Genomic DNA, 16,578 nt, shown 5'->3' with positions numbered 1-16,578 from the left:
CTTAATATATTAAAAAAGTTGCAAAGAAACTTTTTTTAATGATATACTTTTGCGTGAGGTGATAAAATGTTAACTGATGTAAGAGCAGCAATATTTGATTTAGATGGTACCTTGGTAGATTCCATGTGGATTTGGGAAAAGATAGATATAGATTATCTTAAAATTAGAAATATAGATATGCCTGAAGATTTGAGAGATGCTATAAGTCATCTTAGCTTTCAAGAAACCGCTAAATATTTTAAGAACAGGTTCAATTTAGAGGATTCTCTTGAAGAAATAATGAATGAGTGGTATGACATGGCTTTATACGAATATGAAAATAATGTACCTTTAAAAGCTGGGGCCAAATTATTTTTAGATAAACTAAAAAAATTAGGTATAAAAATAGGACTAGCTACTAGTAATTCTCTTCCTTTATTAGAGATTGCCCTAAAGAAAAATGATATTTATGATTATTTCGATGCTATAACCATTACTGGTGAAGTAAAAAGAGGAAAGAGTTTTCCTGATGTTTATCTACTAGCAGCTGAAAAATTAGGGGTTTCTCCAGATCAATGCATAGTTTTTGAGGATATACTCCCTGCCATGAAGGGTGCAAAAGCTGCAGGTATGAAGGTAGTAGGTGTATATGATGAACTTTCTAAAGATGCTAGAGATGAAATAGAAGATACCGTAGATAAGTTTATTATTGAATATGCTGAGTTAAATGAGGCGGTATAGCCTTTAATAAAAATTAAAAAGCAAAAAATAAATCTGCTAATTTAGATTTTAGCAGATTTATTTTTGATTTTTGTTAAAACTCACTTCACTATATTGATATATTTTATCGGTTATTTTTCTCGTAACCTATAAATTTAATAGTCTATTTACTAAGTTAAATCCTTTTCCCTGCTTAAAGAAATTACTTTCATTAATAACATGAATTAAGCCTAAGCTTATAAATACATATTGATAAGGAAATATTTGAAGTTGAGTTCTTAAAAACCATCCACCGTACTGAAGTTTATATATGGTTATAAATCCTATAAACATTATGATTAATGAATATGCTATATCCTTTCTAGTTTTTATAAATTCCTTAACACCAATAACAAAAAGTGGAAGTGTTATTACTAAAAGTAGAGTTTCAGGATAAAACATACGTAATATTATGGTTTTAGGTGAAGAATATAGACTAGCAGAGGTATTGGTTATAAAGTCCAGGTTAGTAATACTTAATACTATACCCGTGACATACTTTACTATACCTTCATTTCTAAAGTAATTAATAAACATTTTTAACAGACTGAAGGAGTAAAGTTTTGAGGCTAAGGTTAAAGCTCCGGCTAACCCTACTATCCCTATAATAAAAACATAAATTAAATTTATATTTCTTCTTACACATAGCTTTAAAACAACATAGAATGCAACTATCATAGCTATTAGTATAAGAGCATAGTTTCTTAAATACCAGAGAATAAAAGAATATATAAGTATCTTTATAAGGCTTATAATATATCTTTTATCTATGTCTATGGTAAATACTTCTTTAAATATTAAAAATATGAACATAGATATAAATATATCTCTTAAAGCAAAGGTGGAAAATAATATCATCGTAGGCATCAAGGTCATAAATATAGCTGATAGCCTTGCCACACTTTTATTTTTAAACAGCTTCATTGCAAAATCATATACCATAACTATAAATAAACATGAAATTAAAGCATTGATGATTTTTAAGGAATAAAAACTCTCTATATTCAATAATTTTACCACTCCAGCAAAAAGATTATAGGCATATTGAGTTACCTCAGTAATTCCCTTGAGATCCGGCCATTTAAAATTATAAAGCAATAAGGAAATTTTGTTTGAGGTCTCATAGTAAAACATCTCATCTGGCTGTAAATAAGAAAGTTTTGTACCAAATTTATATAGGTTTAGTACCACCATAGCTATAATTGCTAATATTCTTATAGCAAAAGCCGTTGCATAAGCACTGATTATGAACTTTCCTTCATTATTATGAGCATAAGCATAATTTATCAGCACACCCAATAATATTAATGAAATACTGAGCAAAAATTGAAAATTTAGCACCATACTAACTATGCCTAGAGCAGCAAAGATGGCAAAAAGCTTATAATCACTAAGTATTTTTTTATTTTTATAACCTAATTTACTTATAAAGTAAAAGCAGGCTGCTAGATAAATTATAGCTGATAATGCTCTAAAGAATACATTGTTTAGGCTTTTATTACTAAAATTGTACTCTGGCTCATTTATTATATTTATAAACTTAATATCCTTATCTTTATCTTTTACATATAAAGTGTAGTCGTTGATGATACTGCTGTTTTTCTCTTCACTTAATTTATCTTTTGAATGTATTACCATTTCATATATGTATTTATTTGCACTAATAGGATTTATAACCACCTCTATGTTTTCTTTCTTGTAATTATCCTTAAAGTCCTCATTAAATTTATTTATCTTCTTTATTTTAGTGCCATCTACATCATAAGCTATCACATCATTAAACTCTGTATTCCCATAATAAATAATCTTATTTATAGTTATAAAATCTCTTTTCTCTAAATAACCATAGCCTATAGAAATTGCTAATAATATCAATATGGCTATTATATTAATTTTATTTTTAAATAAATTACCTCTCGTAGACAAAATACTACCTCCAAATCTAATAGTTAAAAGAAAACTTATCTAGGTTAAAATTCATATTGCTTATGATTTGAGAAATCTTTTCTTTTTCATTAAAGTCTTTTTTTACAATAAATACCAAATAATCTACTAAAGGATAATTTTCGTCTTTCATTTTTAAGCCATTGATAGTCACTAGCTTATATTTAGTAGAAGTATAGTATTGGCTAGCATAAATGAATCCCATTAGATTTTTATCTTTAACTATATAATCAGATAAATTTTCTCCAGCTACCTTATAAGCAATTTTACTGCCTAAATATCTATTAACAAAGTCTGCTGCATAGTTGGTTCCTACAGGTAGTTTATGGTCTGAAGTCCCTTTTAAATATTCCCAATCATTTAAGTCAATATTATTATGTGAATTTTCTATATTGGTTAAGGCTAAAACATAATCCTTTGATAAGGTAATCATATCAAAGTCTTTCTTTTCTTCTTCTGTTAAATCAGATTGATACTTAACTTTAAAAATAGTATCATTTTTGTGCTCTTTTTCCTCTGAAGTTAAGCTCAACGCTTTTCCAAACTCTTTTTTATATCCCTCTATAAAATCACTAGCTAAATAAGATAACGTACTACTACAAAAAATATAATTATCAGCTTTCATAGAAAGCTTCTTTTTTGCGTCATAGATATTAAAGGCTAAGCTTCCTAAGAAAACTATGAAAGTTATTATAATTAAAAATCTATATTTCTTCATTTATCTTTCACCACTTAATACATCTTTGTATAACCTCTCTACCTTCTTTACATAGGTGTTGATGTTATAATTTTCATCTAAATGCTTATATGCATTTTCAGCAATATTTCTTGATAGTTCCTTATCTTCATGTATTTTAATCATAGCTTCTGATAAATCTTTTCTGCTTCTTTCCCTTAAAACTAGACCATTAAATTCATTCTTCATTAATTTTTTTAGTCCTGCTACTGGAGTAGAAAGTACAGGCTTTCTCATAGCCATAGCCTCTAGCACAGCTATAGGCAGCCCCTCTCTTACAGAAGGAAGTATAAAGCAATCAAAGGCATTCATATAATCATATACATTTTTTTGATAGCCTGCAAAAATTACTTTATTTTCTATGCCATATTCTTTAACCTTAGCTTCTAACTTTTCTCTTTCTGGGCCGTCTCCTACGATTAGAAGCATGGAGTTTTCTACCTTATTTTGAATATCATAAAAGCTATCAATCATTAAATCTGCTCCCTTAACCTCTAATAGCCTTCCAAGATATCCATAAATATAAGCATCCTTATCTATGCCAAGCTGCTGTTTAAAGCTATCTTTGTCTTTAGGCTCTATCTTATTAAATTCATTAAAGTTAAAAGCATTATCTAAATACTCTATTTTACCCTGTAAAGCCTTTTTATTGTGCTCTAAATAAAAATCTCTTACCATTTCAGAGCAAGCAAGAGACTTAGTATACTTATTTCTAAAATATTGATCTATGATTTTTAGTGGTCCAAGTTTCTTCATCCATAAATAAGTTACATGTATATGAGAAACCACTGGCACTTTAAAAGCCTTAGCTGCTAAGTAACCAGCTATAGATGCTTTTACATCATGACTATGGACAATGTCAATATGCTTGTCTTTAATCAACTGTTTTAATTTCCTTATCTCACTAACACTTAATTTACTTATATCGATAACATAGGTTTCGATATTCTTCCCATCATAATACTCCTTTAGCTCTTCTCCAGCACAAACTGCTATAGGCTGAAAATCCTCACTTAAATTAGTACATATATCTGAAACCACTTTTTCAGCTCCACTTAATCTTCCTGTAGCTACAATATGAAGTACTCTACTAGCTGTCACAACTATCAACTCCTTAAAAAATCCTTTTAAATTATTTCAAACTCTGTGCAATGAGTCATTCTTTCATTCTCTGGTGGTATTCTCATATAATCGCCATAAAGATTTGTAAGATACTTATCATAGTTATTTGGTATAGAAAACTCATAATTTTCAAAGGTTGCTTTCTTTAACGGAAATATATCCTCTTTATGGAATAAAAATCTGCTGTTAGTAAAACTTGTTTCTATGCCATAGCAGAAATATTCCCCTTTGCCTTTTTCATTTAAATCATTAACGTATTTAACCCAATATTTTTTAAAGTTAACTGAAAGTAATAAACTTTTAATCAAAGCTTTAGGATCCTTAATCTTTTGTGGCTTATCGCTGCTGCATATCCTGCTTAATATATTAACAAGCTTCTTGTTAGGAGTATTATAGTCTACTAAATCCATTGGAAAAATATCTATGGATAGTCCCATATGCTCCTCTCCAGTATTGTGAAATTTCCACTTAAAGTTTTTTGTATATAGCAATCTAGCCCAGGGCAATTTCTTATGAAGGTTTACACTTTCTGTTTCTAGGGCTAAATGCTCTGGTAACTCTTTTTCTACTAGAGCTAAAAATTTATCATAGTCTTCTCTTGGCATGCACAAATCTGCGTCATCATCCCAGGGGATAAATCCCTCATGTCTAATGGCTCCTAATAAAGTTCCTGAATCTATCCAATAAGTTAAATTATGTTTCTTGCAAATCTCATCCACTACCTTAATCATTTCTACCATTACTAGCTGTGCTTTCCTTAAGGATGAGTATTCATGGCTTCTACAAATTAATTCTATAACCTCTGAACTCATTTATAATATATTCTCCTTTATTTAAAGTCACTATTATTAATTATTTACCAATTATCAATATTTATACCAATATTGAGTTACTTCTCCAATATCCACTTTTTCAACATTTCTAGGTGATGAGGAGGAGTCCCAATCCTTTTGTTTAATCATGTAATTAGCTCCATAATTTTCTGTTAAATATAAATTAAGATCCTTTGGTGCATCAAAATCTAACCCCTTAAACTCTATTTTATCAAAACCAGTATAGGTGGTTATGGATTTTATGGTCTTCCAGCCCTCATATTCATATCCATAATCTATTTCCTTTGGAAGTATAGGTGTTTCTGAATAAAAGCTATAGCACCACATCTTGTCCTCTTCTTGCACATAAAAGAAAATATCTATATCTGCTCCCTGATAACTATAGGTTTGTTCCACTACTTTACCCTGGTTCATAAATTCTTTTACTTTTTTTAGCCCTCTAGCCTTTAAAGCCTCTTCTAGTTTTAATATATCTCCTTCTTGGAAAGTACCTATATCTAAATCTAAATCATGCTCTATAAAATCCTTTTCCCTAACTGCACCTAATAAGGTACCGTAATCTAGCCAAAATAATCTGTTAATACTATCAAAGGCCTCTTTTACTCTTCTTAGACATTCTTGTCCATTTTTATGGAAAGCTTCACTTCTCTTTTTATCCCTGCGTTCATTAACTATTTTAGCTAAAAAACCATAAATATTTAACTTTTTTAATATGTTTTTTATTAGCTCTCTTCCCTTAATGCTCATTTTCTTCCCCCCAAGAACCCTATTAATTCTATCATTCTAATTATTTATGCTTTTATTTTTAACCTTCAATTTTATAATGACTATTGGCTTTAAAAGCTTTAGCTTCAGTAAAAGTATCTTAACCCTATTCTTTTTATCTATAATTTTGTTTTTAAAAACCTCTATAAGCTTTATGCTATTGTTATGGCTACCCAATAACTCCTTGCAGCTTTTAGCCTCTTCTGTTAATCCATGTCCATAGAGATATTCATAGAACATCATATTCGAGGTTCCTATATAAGAATAGTAAAAACTTTTATAATAGTCTTTATAATAGGCATATTGTCCTTTTTCCTCTAACTGCATTCTTATATTTTCAATGGCGCTTATCATATCTAAAACAGAATTTATTCTTATCTTCTTTGTAATAGATCCACCCCTTTGATAATAATGATAGTATGGCTTATTATCAAAGCAAATTCTATCAGAATTAAATATAAGTCCAAAAACCACCTGTATATCCTCATTTAACTTCCCTTCTGGGAAAAAGAAATCATGTTTTTCAAACAGCTCCCTTTTAAAGAGCTTATCACAACTAGATAAGCTTATAGCATGTTTCAAAAATTCTTTGGTTATTTCTTCACTATTATACACCTTGCTTTCATTATAATCATATACAAAGCTTTCCTCATGATCATTAAAAACTCTTAAATGTCCACACATCACTATGTCCGAATTATTTTTTTTCGCTTTATTGTAAAGATTTTCATACATGTCTATATGAATATAATCATCACTATCTACAAAGCCTATATACTCTCCCCTAGCTACCTTGAGTCCAGCATTTCTGGCAGAAGCAAGGCCTCCATTTTTCTTATCTACTATAGTGATGTCTGGATATTTAGCTTTATACTCATTTATTATACTTAAGCTGCTATCTGTAGACCCATCATTGACAACTATAATCTCCTTGCTTTTAATGGATTGATTTATAACGCTGTCTAAACACTTTCTTAAATACTTCTCTACATTATATACAGGTATTATTATACTCACTGATGCACTCATAGATTAACTCCTTTCATCATAGTGATTATAACACAAAAACCTTAGGGTTAAAATCTAAAAGTAAAAGAGTTAGTAAAATTACTAACTCTTGACTATTTTTTGAAGGTTATTTAACTATTTTAAGCTTCCTTAAAATAAAGAAAACTAAATCATCCTTTAATATATATAGTATTATAAAGTATACTAGAGAATTTACCACTACCGCTAAGAATGCCATCATAAGCATATTTGGCACCGCTAGTCTTATTGCCATAGTTATAGGAATAAATATTAAAGATATAAAAAGATACTTCATTTTGTCTAATCCAAATATATTTATATTCACCTTTAATTTTTTCTTTATATATATGTATTCCGTAGTAATAAAACAAGTGTTACAGAATAAAGTAGTGGCTATAGCTGTAACTGGAGTAAATATATTAAACTTTATCAATATAAATTTTGATATAAGATTTAGCAATCCAAAAATAAATATAATTACTCCTAATATCTTCTCTTTTCTCTTAACATATATAATCTGATTGGTAAATATAGATTCAATTCCAGTTGCAATCATATAAATGGAGAAAATTTTAAGCACATTAATGGAAGCTAAATACTCCTTACCGCCATAAAAATATATTATCTCTTTCGATAATATAAACATACCTATGGCTGCTGGAAATAATATTGTAAAATAAGCCTTACATATCTTTGATAATAATTTTTCATAGGCTTCATCGTCTTCGTTGGCTAGCACATTTGAAAGTCTAGGTATTGTTACCATTATCACGGAAAGCATTAAAGCATTTACCATGCTCATCACATTCTGAGCTACGCCATAAAATCCTACAGCCTTGTCTCCTAAAAAGCTTCTTAGCATTATCCTGTCTAATTGGGTATATAACACATTAGCATTAGACATTAGCACTGCTATAATTAAAAATTTTATATGTTTTCTTATTTTAATTTCTGTAAAATTAAACTTAAGCTTTTTTGATATATATATGAAGCTTATAATATTGTTTAAAAATAAGGATAATGATAATAATGCTACATATTCAATTAAATTATCAGAGGTTCTAACTAGGGTAAGTAATAATATTATGTATATTATCCTTACAATAATCGACTTTATAGTTATAAAATCATAGCTTTCTACCGCCTCTGTAGCCCACTCTACATAGAATATATTAGATATAAGGCTTAAGCCATATATAAAAAATACAGGAAAGGCAGTGGCATCTTTATTAATAAATATAAAAGAAAAATACACAGTACTTGCTATTATATTAGTTATTAATCCTATAATAAATAAATTAGTAAATAGCTTTGAAACCTTTTCCTTGTCATCTCTTACCCTGCTGATCTCTCTAAGTCCATAATTATATATACCAAAGGCTGCAAATATCAAAAAGTACCCATATATAGCATCTACCCCATTAACTCTTCCTACTAAAGTAGGTCCAAGCACTCTGTTAGCATAGGGTCCTATAATAAGCGGAATAACTATATTAAAAATATTTAATAATGCTTTGTATATAGCGTTTCTTAGTATTGATTTACTCATACTCATATTACCTTCCTATAATTGTTTACCTATAGGAGGATGTGAAAAACATAGGTGTTCTTTTTCACGGACCGCTCGTGGGGCTCCACGTGCGGTGTAGGAAAACCTATAGAATACCTTTTTTCACATCCTCCTATACTATTATAATGATTATTGATGAAAATACCAAGCAATCTCATAAAATTTAAATTATATTTAATTTTTGTTAATATTCTATATTACTAAATATAGGAGGAAAACTTCTAGGACTATGATTTTAAGCTATATGCTTTTGTCACAAATAAAAGTTGATGGTGGTGTATATATTAGAATTTGAGCCCTTATGGTTTTGTCACAAAAACCGGTAGATGGATACATTTTTTAATAATTCATAAAATCATCTACCAGCTTTTGTGACAAAACTCTATAGTTCTAAACCTATCTCATAATACGCAAAATGGAGCCTGCAATTAATGTCACAAGCTCCATAAAAACTATAATCTTTCTACTGTATATTTATTTGTAAGTTCTTCTACTAACTCTGCATATTTACTGCTTTGCTTTTCTTGTAATAGAGTATTTGCAACTGTATTTTTAACTTCTTCTAATGGTTTAACGCTAGCAGATTTTTTCTCCTCAACCTTAATTAAGTGATAGCCAAATTGAGTTTGAACTGGACCACTTATTTCTCCGATGTTTAATTCAAAAGCTGCTTTTTCAAATTCTGGAACCATTCTTCCTCTTGTGAAAGCTCCTAAATCTCCACCATTAGCTCCTGATGGACAGCTTGAGAATCTTTCTGCCGCTTCTTCAAAGCTTAAGCCTTCACTGATTTCCTTAGCTATTTGCTCACATTCTTCAATAGTTTCTACTAATATGTGCTTAGCTCTAACGCTTTCTTGATCCATAAACATATCTTTATTATCATTATAATACTTAGCTATTTCTTCCTCGCTGATGTCTATCTTAGATAAGGCACTATTAATAGCTGACTGGATTAATATCTCTTTTTTCATAACCTCTACTTGAGCTAAATATTGAGCATCTTTGTCTAATCCTATTTCTTTTCCATAATTATACATGAGCTCAAAAGATATGATTTGCTCTAATAGTTGCTTTCTTCCTAAGTCAGTATTTAAATAGGACTGTCTCTCTTGTGGATATCTCGAAAGAGTTTGCTCTAAATGTTCTTGAGTTATTTCAACTCCATTTACTCTAGCTAATACATTATTTTCCATCTGTGTGCTCCTTTAAATATATTTTTATTTCCTACTCTATAGTATCATAAAAACATATACTTTTTACAATTAATTTTCTAAGTTCATAGATAAAAATTTGAAAATAAACAACAATTATTATATAATATAAATTATAAGTATTGTGAATTAATTGAATGAGGTGATATTATGTCAGAAATTATAGTTAAGGAAGGTAACATTGCCCCTGATTTTACTCTTATGGGCTCAGATAAAAAAGAACATAAATTAAGTGATTATAGAGGAAAAAAAGTCATATTATATTTTTATCCTAAGGACAATACTCCTGGCTGCACTAATGAGGCTTGCTCCTTTAGAGATAACATAGAAGAATTCAACAACTTAAATGCAGTAATACTAGGGGTGAGCAGGGACTCTTTAGTTTTACACGATAAATTTATAACTAAGCTTTCCTTGCCCTTTGTGCTTCTAAGTGATGAAAATGAAGAAGTATGCAAGCTATATGATGTAATTAAAGAAAAGAATATGTATGGCAAAAAAGTTATGGGCATAGAAAGAAGCACTTTCGTAATTGACGAAAATGGTGTGCTTCTTAAAGAATTCAGAAAAGTTAAAGTAGATGGCCATACTGACAAAGTACTAGAAGTGATAAAATAGCAGTATAAATAAAAGCATTTAGTATTAATCTGAACTTCAACCTGCCGATTAGACAGGGTGAGGTTCATTAATTTACTAAACGCTTTTTTATTTTTAATATAGCCTATTTTAGTTTCATGTTTAAATATACACCTAGTATTATTAAGCCCCAAGATATGCATATCTTACATTTTCATCATTTAAAAGCACCTCAGCATTGCCCTCTAGTTCTACAACCCCATTTTGTATTACATAGGCTCTGTGAGCTATTTTAAGTGCCATGGATGCATTTTGTTCTACCAATAACACCGTAGTCCCCTTTTCATTTATATCCTCTATTATAGAAAAGATTTGTTTTACGATTAAAGGCGCAAGGCCCATAGAAGGTTCATCCAAAAGAAGAAGCTTAGGTCTTGCCATTAGAGCTCTGCCTATGGCTAGCATTTGCTGCTCTCCACCAGATAAGGTTCCAGCCATTTGATTTTTACGTTCTAACAACCTAGGAAAGGTTTCAAATATTTTCTCATAATCCTTCTTAATTTCACCTTTATCCTTTCTTGAATATGCCCCCATTTCAAGATTTTCCATTACAGACATGTTCATAAAAACCTTTCTTCCTTCTGGCACATGAGCTATACCCAAGCCAACAATATCATGTGCTTTTACCTTTTCTAATTCTCCCCCTTGAAATAAAACCTTGCCCTTTTTAGGTTTTAAAGCTCCAGATATGGTCTTTAAGGTAGTAGTTTTTCCTGCTCCATTGGCCCCTATCAATGTAACAATTTCCCCTTGATTTACTTTTATGTTTATCCCCTTAAGTGCATGTATAGCACCATAATATACATTTAAATCAACTAGTTCTAACATACCTCTTCCTCACCTCCAAGATAAGCCTTAATAACCTTTGGATTTGTTCTTATTTCCTCTGGTGTACCTTCTGCAATAAGCTGACCATAATCAAGCACATAAATTTTGCTGCATAAAGACATTACAAGTGACATGTCATGCTCTATTAGTATAATTGTGATATCAAATTTATCCCTTATATATTTAATTAAATTCATGAGTTCTTTGGTTTCATTAGGATTCATTCCCGCTGCAGGTTCGTCAAGCAGTAATATTTTAGGCTCAGAAGCTAGAGCTCTTGCTATTTCTAATCTTCTTTGTTCTCCATAAGGCAAGTTCTTAGCCAGCTCATCTTTTTTATCTAGCAGATCAAATATCTCTAGCAGCTCTAACACTTTTTCTTCTGCTAAAAGCTCTTCTTTATAATATTTAGGAGATCTTAAAAATGAGGGTATTATACCGTAGTCTACTTTCTTATGATAGCCCATCTTTACATTTTCTGATACGGTCATATTGCTAAACAGCCTTATATTTTGAAAGGTTCTGGCAACTCCTGAAGCAGCTATGTTATGAGGTTTCATGTTTCTTGTGCTTTGTTCTTTTTCAAAGTTATATATGATATCTCCTTCTGTGGGCTCATATATTCCTGTAAGCAAATTGAAAAGTGTAGTTTTTCCGGCTCCATTAGGCCCTATAAGACCTACAATCTCTCCTAAATTAATATTCATATTAACTCCAGCTACAGCCTTTATACCACCAAAGTATCTGGCTACGTTATTCACTTTGAGCACTGACATTTTTAGGTCCTCCTTTCTTAAATAATTTAAACTTACAATTCCCCATAAGTCCTTGAGGCCTGTACACCATTATTACAAAAAGTATCAAAGAATATATAACCATCCTAAGTTCTGGTATCCCTTGAAGCCATAAAGATATTAAAGATAGTGCTATTGCCCCGGCAATAGATCCTAAAATGCTTCCCATACCCCCAAATACCACTATAACCAGTATGTCTATAGATTTCATAAATCCAAAAGCGTCAGGTCTTATAAAGTAAAAATAACCAGAATATAAAGCTCCAGCTATACCTGCAAAGAAAGCTCCTACTCCAAAGGCTAGAACCTTATAAAAAGTAACATTAATACCCATAGCTTCCGCTGCTATCTCATCTTCTCTAATAGAAATACAGGCTCTTCCGCTCTTAGAGTTAATAAAATTTCTAATTAGTAGAATAGTTAATATGGTCATAGAGTATAACCATGTCCAATTTGTATTTTGAGGTATATCGTTAAAACCGCTAGCTCCTCCTAAATATTCATTATTTAGAAGTACAATTCTTACGATTTCACCAAAGCCTAAAGTGGCTATAGCTAGGTAATCTCCTTTAAGCCTTAAGGTAGGTATTCCTATAACTATACCTGCTAGGGCTGCTAATATTGCCCCCAATATTATAGATACACCAAAAGGAAGGTTTAACTTTGCTGTGGCTAAGGCCGAAGTATAGGCTCCAATGGCCATGAAGGCTGCATGTCCTAAGGTGAATTGTCCTGTAAATCCTGTAATTAAGTTAAGGCTTACTGCTAATATGATATTGATACCTATGATTACTATATTAAGCAGAACATAAGAATCTAGTATACCTGCTTCTATGAGCACCTGACCTAATGCATACATTATAATTGTTAGGAAGGCTATGATTATGTTTTTCTTATTAATTATTTTCATATTATCTCCCTCCTATACCTTTTCTTTTACATTTTTGCCTAATAAGCCATTTGGTTTTATTAAAAGTATTAAAATTAATATTGCAAAAGCTACACCATCTTTATATAAAGATCCGCCATAAGCACTTACCATGGTTTCTGTCATTCCAAGGAAGTAACCGCCAAACATAGCTCCAGGTATAACCCCTATTCCCCCAATTACTGCGGCTACAAAGGCTTTAAGTCCAGGTAATATTCCCATAAGCGGATTAATGGAGTTATAATATACTCCTACTAACACTCCAGCAGCTCCTGCCAAAGCGGAGCCTATAGCAAAGGTAAAGGATACTGTTCTATTAATACTTATCCCCATATACTGCGCTGCATCTCTGTCCATAGCTACCGCTCTCATGGCTTTACCAACTTTAGTTTTATGAATTATATATTGCAGTAATAGCATAAGAACCACAGTGATTAATATTATATAAATATCCGTTGAATTTAATATTAAAGAACCATTAAATAACTTTATGCTTTTGTTTGCTAATACCTGCGGAAAAGTTCTTGTCTCTGCTTTTACAAAATACATGGTTCCATATTCTAAGAATAAAGAAACGCTTATAGCTGTAATTAAAGCGGCGATTCTAGTAGAATTTCTTATAGGTTTATAGGCTATCTTTTCAATTAGAATTCCGATAACAGCACACAACAGCATAGCTATGACCAGTGATGGTAAAAATCCAAGATGAAGAAAAGTAGTGACTGCAAATCCTATGTAGGCCCCCAGCATATAAATATCACCATGTGCAAAATTTATTAAATTTATGATTCCATAAACCATGGTATATCCCAATGCAATTAATGCATATATGCTTCCTAAAGAAAGGCCATTAAGAAGCTGTTGTAAAAATTGTTCCACTGTTTTCACTTCCTTTTTTATATTTTATACAATGCACAATTCACCTTAGCTATTAACAATAAAGGAGGATTGTTATTATACATTTCGTAATATTTTTAACTATGAATTGTGCATCATATATCAAAAATTTACTGAAAAGCTTAGTTAACTATTTATTATTGTGGAGACAGCTTCTTCAAGAAAGCTTGCTCTCCGTCTTTCATTTGAAGTATAGTTATTGCTTTTACAGGATTATGTTTTTCATCTATAGATAATTTACCTGTTATTGCTTGGAAATCTTTTGTAGCTTCTAGGGCTTTCTTGATCTTTTCAGGAGTAGCTTCGCCACTTCTCTTTATAGCATCAGCTAAGAAATAAGCTAAGTCATAACCTAAAGCGTTAAAAGCATCAGGTTCCTTACTATACTTTGCCTTAAAGGCTTCCTTAAATTTAACTACCTCAGGAGAGGTATCCTTTGAGGAGTAGTGATTAGTATAATAAACATCATTTAAGGCAGTTTTTCCTGCTAATTCTAAAAGCTTAGGTGAATCATAACCATCACCACCAAGTATAGGTACATTTAATCCTAACTCTTTAGCTTGTTTTACAATTAATCCTACCTCCTCATAATATCCTGGCAAGAATACTACGTCAGGGTTTGTACCTTTTATTTTTGTAAGAACAGCTTTAAAATCTGTTTCTTTTGCCTGATAAGCTTGTTCAGTTACTACCTTACCACCTAACTTTGTATAAGTTTCCTTAAAACTTTTTGCAAGACCCTTACTATAGTCACTAGTGCTATCTACTAAGAAAGCTGCATTTTTCTTTCCCAAATCTCCATAAGCAAAATTAGCCATTATCACACCTTGGAAGGAATCACTAAAACAAGTTTTAAATACATAATCTCTTACCTTACCATTGCTATCTACAGTAACATCATCTGCAGTAGCAGAGGCTGAAATTAAGGGAACCTTGTTTTGAACAGCAATAGGTGCTGCTGCCTTTGTGTTTCCTGAAGTAGCAGCTCCTAGTATAGCCACTACCTTATCTCTTGTAGCAAGCCTTGTGGCTACATTAGCAGATTCCGCATTTTCAGACTTATTATCCACCTTAACCGTTTCTATTTTCTTACCTAAAACCCCACCATTTTTATTTATTTCCTCAAAAGCTAGCTCAATTCCGCTTACTAGGCTTTGTCCATAAGTAGCTACTTGTCCAGACAATTCGTAATTAAGACCTACCTTTATAGTATCACCATTAGCTGATGTTCCTGTTTTCTTACTACATGCCGTTAATGAACTTACTACAAATAATGCTGCTAAAAGCAATGATATTTTTTTCTTCATGCAAACTCTCTCCTTATAATAAAATAATTTTAAATCTTTAGACACTTTAATTTATACCAGTTCATGTTAAAATACCATCTTCATCAGCTTGTGTTATAATTCCCAAGCAAATCGCCCCCTTTTCTTACAGTAAAAAACCTGCTTTATTTCCCCTAGTTCAGCAAATCTTTCTCTGTAATTAACGAATAATTATTATAAAAACGCCTCTATAGGAATCTATACACCTATAGAGGCGCTAATAACGCTGTACCACTCTATTTCGCTATAATAAAATTAATAGCCTTTTTCGGATTCTATTAAACCCTAGTCTTTAACGCAGCCTTACGATGCAACCTACCTTATAGGGAAACAAGTTCAACTATTAACTTATACATGCACCATAATTGCTTAAAGATGCCATTTTGGAACATGTATAAGTTAAGTTTCATCTTTGTTTCCCTATATTCAGTTGCATAACTCTGAAGTGATCATTGCTATCTAGCTAACAGGGTTCTCAGCTTTTTCCCTTCTCTGTAATTAACTTTAGGATAGTTTTGTCTTCGTCATAGTTATTAGTCTATATTTATTTTTTCAATTTTTGAAAGATAATATTTCATATTTAAAAATAAATTGCAAAGTTCATTAATAATTTAATAAAAATATTATCATAACGTTAACTGTATGTCAACCATTTAAAATATTTTTTATCAAATTGTAAACCTTATCATTCAAAAAAATTATTTTTGCAAGTTTATATACCAAATTTATTGTAAATATGCATTTTTAAGGATCAAAAAATATATATTCGGCTTCTACTATTATGTTGATTTTATAAAATAAAAAAAAGACACCTAATTAAAGATGTCTTTTTTGGTGGCTGGACCAGGAATCGAACCAGGGACACGAGGATTTTCAGTCCTCTGCTCTACCGACTGAGCTATCCAGCCACATTGACCTGGCGACGACCTACTCTTCCACAAGGTCTCCCTTGCAGTACCATCGGCGCTATAGAGCTTAACTTGCGTGTTCGGTATGGGAACGAGTGTTACCTCTATGCCATAATCACCAGATGTTCTTTAGTTTTTGAAAGAAACATGTTCTTTCAAAATTGCACATAGAATTGGATTCATATATATTGATCAAGCCCTCGATCTATTAGTATCAGTCAGCTGAACATGTTACCATGCTTACACCCCTGACCTATCAACCTTGTGTTCTTCAAGGGATCTTACTAGCTTAACGCTATGGGAAATCTCAT

15 protein-coding genes, 1 tRNA gene and 2 rRNA genes are annotated in these 16,578 nt (G+C 31.1%); 2 read left to right on the top strand and 16 right to left on the bottom strand.

The annotated features are described in order from the left end of the window. Positions 1 to 66 precede the first annotated feature (66 nt). Positions 67 to 720 carry an HAD family hydrolase gene (locus BN2665_RS07015; protein ID WP_055666409.1) on the top strand — a complete coding sequence of 218 codons (654 nt, stop codon included), beginning with the start codon at positions 67 to 69 and terminating at the stop codon, positions 718 to 720. Positions 721 to 846: 126 nt separating this feature from the next. Here the strand turns inward: BN2665_RS07015 and BN2665_RS07010 are convergent, their stop codons facing one another. The 8 genes from BN2665_RS07010 to BN2665_RS06975 form a co-directional block, all read right to left on the bottom strand. Further along, positions 847 to 2,664, bottom strand: coding sequence for a hypothetical protein (locus BN2665_RS07010; RefSeq protein WP_055666408.1), 1,818 nt, complete (start codon positions 2,662 to 2,664; stop codon positions 847 to 849). A 16-nt stretch (positions 2,665 to 2,680) separates the two neighbouring features. Beyond that, on the bottom strand, positions 2,681 to 3,400 hold the full coding sequence (locus BN2665_RS07005) for a type 2 periplasmic-binding domain-containing protein (RefSeq protein ID WP_055666407.1): 720 nt from the start codon (positions 3,398 to 3,400) through the stop codon (positions 2,681 to 2,683). Continuing rightward, positions 3,401 to 4,519: a glycosyltransferase family 4 protein gene (locus tag BN2665_RS07000; protein ID WP_055666406.1), complete on the bottom strand. Its 1,119-nt coding sequence runs from the start codon at positions 4,517 to 4,519 to the stop codon at positions 3,401 to 3,403. 26 nt (positions 4,520 to 4,545) lie between these two features. Then, complete coding sequence (locus tag BN2665_RS06995; RefSeq protein WP_055666405.1) at positions 4,546 to 5,352, bottom strand: LicD family protein; 807 nt, start codon at positions 5,350 to 5,352, stop codon at positions 4,546 to 4,548. A 54-nt stretch (positions 5,353 to 5,406) separates the two neighbouring features. Next, entirely contained in the window at positions 5,407 to 6,120 is a 714-nt protein-coding gene (locus BN2665_RS06990; RefSeq protein WP_055666404.1) for a LicD family protein, read from the bottom strand. A gap of 36 nt (positions 6,121 to 6,156) precedes the next feature. Further along, positions 6,157 to 7,167: a glycosyltransferase gene (locus BN2665_RS06985; protein ID WP_055666403.1), complete on the bottom strand. Its 1,011-nt coding sequence runs from the start codon at positions 7,165 to 7,167 to the stop codon at positions 6,157 to 6,159. A 106-nt stretch (positions 7,168 to 7,273) separates the two neighbouring features. Then, positions 7,274 to 8,716 (bottom strand): oligosaccharide flippase family protein, encoded by a 1,443-nt coding sequence (locus BN2665_RS06980; RefSeq protein WP_055667092.1) that lies wholly within the window; start codon positions 8,714 to 8,716, stop codon positions 7,274 to 7,276. A gap of 473 nt (positions 8,717 to 9,189) precedes the next feature. Next, a complete protein-coding gene (locus BN2665_RS06975; RefSeq protein ID WP_055666402.1) occupies positions 9,190 to 9,933 on the bottom strand; it encodes a peptidylprolyl isomerase in 744 nt (247 codons plus the stop codon). A 168-nt stretch (positions 9,934 to 10,101) separates the two neighbouring features. Here BN2665_RS06975 and bcp point away from each other — a divergent pair, with 168 nt between their 5' ends. After that, on the top strand, positions 10,102 to 10,569 hold the full coding sequence (gene bcp / locus BN2665_RS06970; RefSeq protein ID WP_055666401.1) for a thioredoxin-dependent thiol peroxidase: 468 nt from the start codon (positions 10,102 to 10,104) through the stop codon (positions 10,567 to 10,569). 141 nt (positions 10,570 to 10,710) lie between these two features. Here the strand turns inward: bcp and BN2665_RS06965 are convergent, their stop codons facing one another. The 8 genes from BN2665_RS06965 to BN2665_RS06930 form a co-directional block, all read right to left on the bottom strand. Continuing rightward, complete coding sequence (locus BN2665_RS06965) at positions 10,711 to 11,415, bottom strand: ABC transporter ATP-binding protein (protein ID WP_055666400.1); 705 nt, start codon at positions 11,413 to 11,415, stop codon at positions 10,711 to 10,713. Next, positions 11,409 to 12,191, bottom strand: coding sequence for an ABC transporter ATP-binding protein (locus BN2665_RS06960; RefSeq protein WP_055666399.1), 783 nt, complete (start codon positions 12,189 to 12,191; stop codon positions 11,409 to 11,411). Before BN2665_RS06960 ends, BN2665_RS06965 begins: the two co-directional genes overlap by 7 nt. Continuing rightward, positions 12,169 to 13,119, bottom strand: a complete 951-nt coding sequence (locus BN2665_RS06955) for a branched-chain amino acid ABC transporter permease (protein ID WP_055666398.1) — start codon at positions 13,117 to 13,119, stop codon at positions 12,169 to 12,171. Before BN2665_RS06955 ends, BN2665_RS06960 begins: the two co-directional genes overlap by 23 nt. A 12-nt stretch (positions 13,120 to 13,131) precedes the next feature. Then, positions 13,132 to 14,016 (bottom strand): branched-chain amino acid ABC transporter permease, encoded by an 885-nt coding sequence (locus tag BN2665_RS06950; RefSeq protein ID WP_055666397.1) that lies wholly within the window; start codon positions 14,014 to 14,016, stop codon positions 13,132 to 13,134. A gap of 155 nt (positions 14,017 to 14,171) precedes the next feature. Further along, positions 14,172 to 15,341: an ABC transporter substrate-binding protein gene (locus BN2665_RS06945; RefSeq protein WP_055666396.1), complete on the bottom strand. Its 1,170-nt coding sequence runs from the start codon at positions 15,339 to 15,341 to the stop codon at positions 14,172 to 14,174. An 850-nt stretch (positions 15,342 to 16,191) separates the two neighbouring features. After that, a tRNA-Phe gene (locus BN2665_RS06940) sits at positions 16,192 to 16,267 on the bottom strand. Between the two features lie 6 nt (positions 16,268 to 16,273). Further along, positions 16,274 to 16,390, bottom strand: a 5S ribosomal RNA gene (gene rrf / locus BN2665_RS06935). A 65-nt stretch (positions 16,391 to 16,455) separates the two neighbouring features. Beyond that, positions 16,456 to 16,578 (bottom strand): 23S ribosomal RNA (locus BN2665_RS06930); the annotation flags it as partial.

The sequence above is a fragment of the Desnuesiella massiliensis genome, assembly GCF_001403615.1.
GTDB lineage: Bacteria > Bacillota > Clostridia > Clostridiales > Clostridiaceae > Desnuesiella > Desnuesiella massiliensis.
Note: the sequence above shows the minus strand (reverse complement) of the source record. Positions and strands in the feature narration are given on the sequence as shown.

Bases quoted from the DNA above. Each gene is read 5' to 3' on its own strand.
- BN2665_RS06995 (WP_055666405.1), bottom strand. From the start codon at position 5,352: ATGAGTTCAGAGGTTATAGAATTAATTTGTAGAAGCCATGAATACTCA.
- BN2665_RS06965 (WP_055666400.1), bottom strand. From the start codon at position 11,415: ATGTTAGAACTAGTTGATTTAAATGTATATTATGGTGCTATACATGCA.
- BN2665_RS07015 (WP_055666409.1), top strand. From the start codon at position 67: ATGTTAACTGATGTAAGAGCAGCAATATTTGATTTAGATGGTACCTTG.
- BN2665_RS06975 (WP_055666402.1), bottom strand. From the start codon at position 9,933: ATGGAAAATAATGTATTAGCTAGAGTAAATGGAGTTGAAATAACTCAA.
- BN2665_RS06955 (WP_055666398.1), bottom strand. From the start codon at position 13,119: ATGAAAATAATTAATAAGAAAAACATAATCATAGCCTTCCTAACAATT.
- BN2665_RS06985 (WP_055666403.1), bottom strand. From the start codon at position 7,167: ATGAGTGCATCAGTGAGTATAATAATACCTGTATATAATGTAGAGAAG.
- bcp (WP_055666401.1), top strand. From the start codon at position 10,102: ATGTCAGAAATTATAGTTAAGGAAGGTAACATTGCCCCTGATTTTACT.
- BN2665_RS06945 (WP_055666396.1), bottom strand. From the start codon at position 15,341: ATGAAGAAAAAAATATCATTGCTTTTAGCAGCATTATTTGTAGTAAGT.
- BN2665_RS06960 (WP_055666399.1), bottom strand. From the start codon at position 12,191: ATGTCAGTGCTCAAAGTGAATAACGTAGCCAGATACTTTGGTGGTATA.
- BN2665_RS06980 (WP_055667092.1), bottom strand. From the start codon at position 8,716: ATGAGTAAATCAATACTAAGAAACGCTATATACAAAGCATTATTAAAT.
- BN2665_RS07005 (WP_055666407.1), bottom strand. From the start codon at position 3,400: ATGAAGAAATATAGATTTTTAATTATAATAACTTTCATAGTTTTCTTA.
- BN2665_RS06990 (WP_055666404.1), bottom strand. From the start codon at position 6,120: ATGAGCATTAAGGGAAGAGAGCTAATAAAAAACATATTAAAAAAGTTA.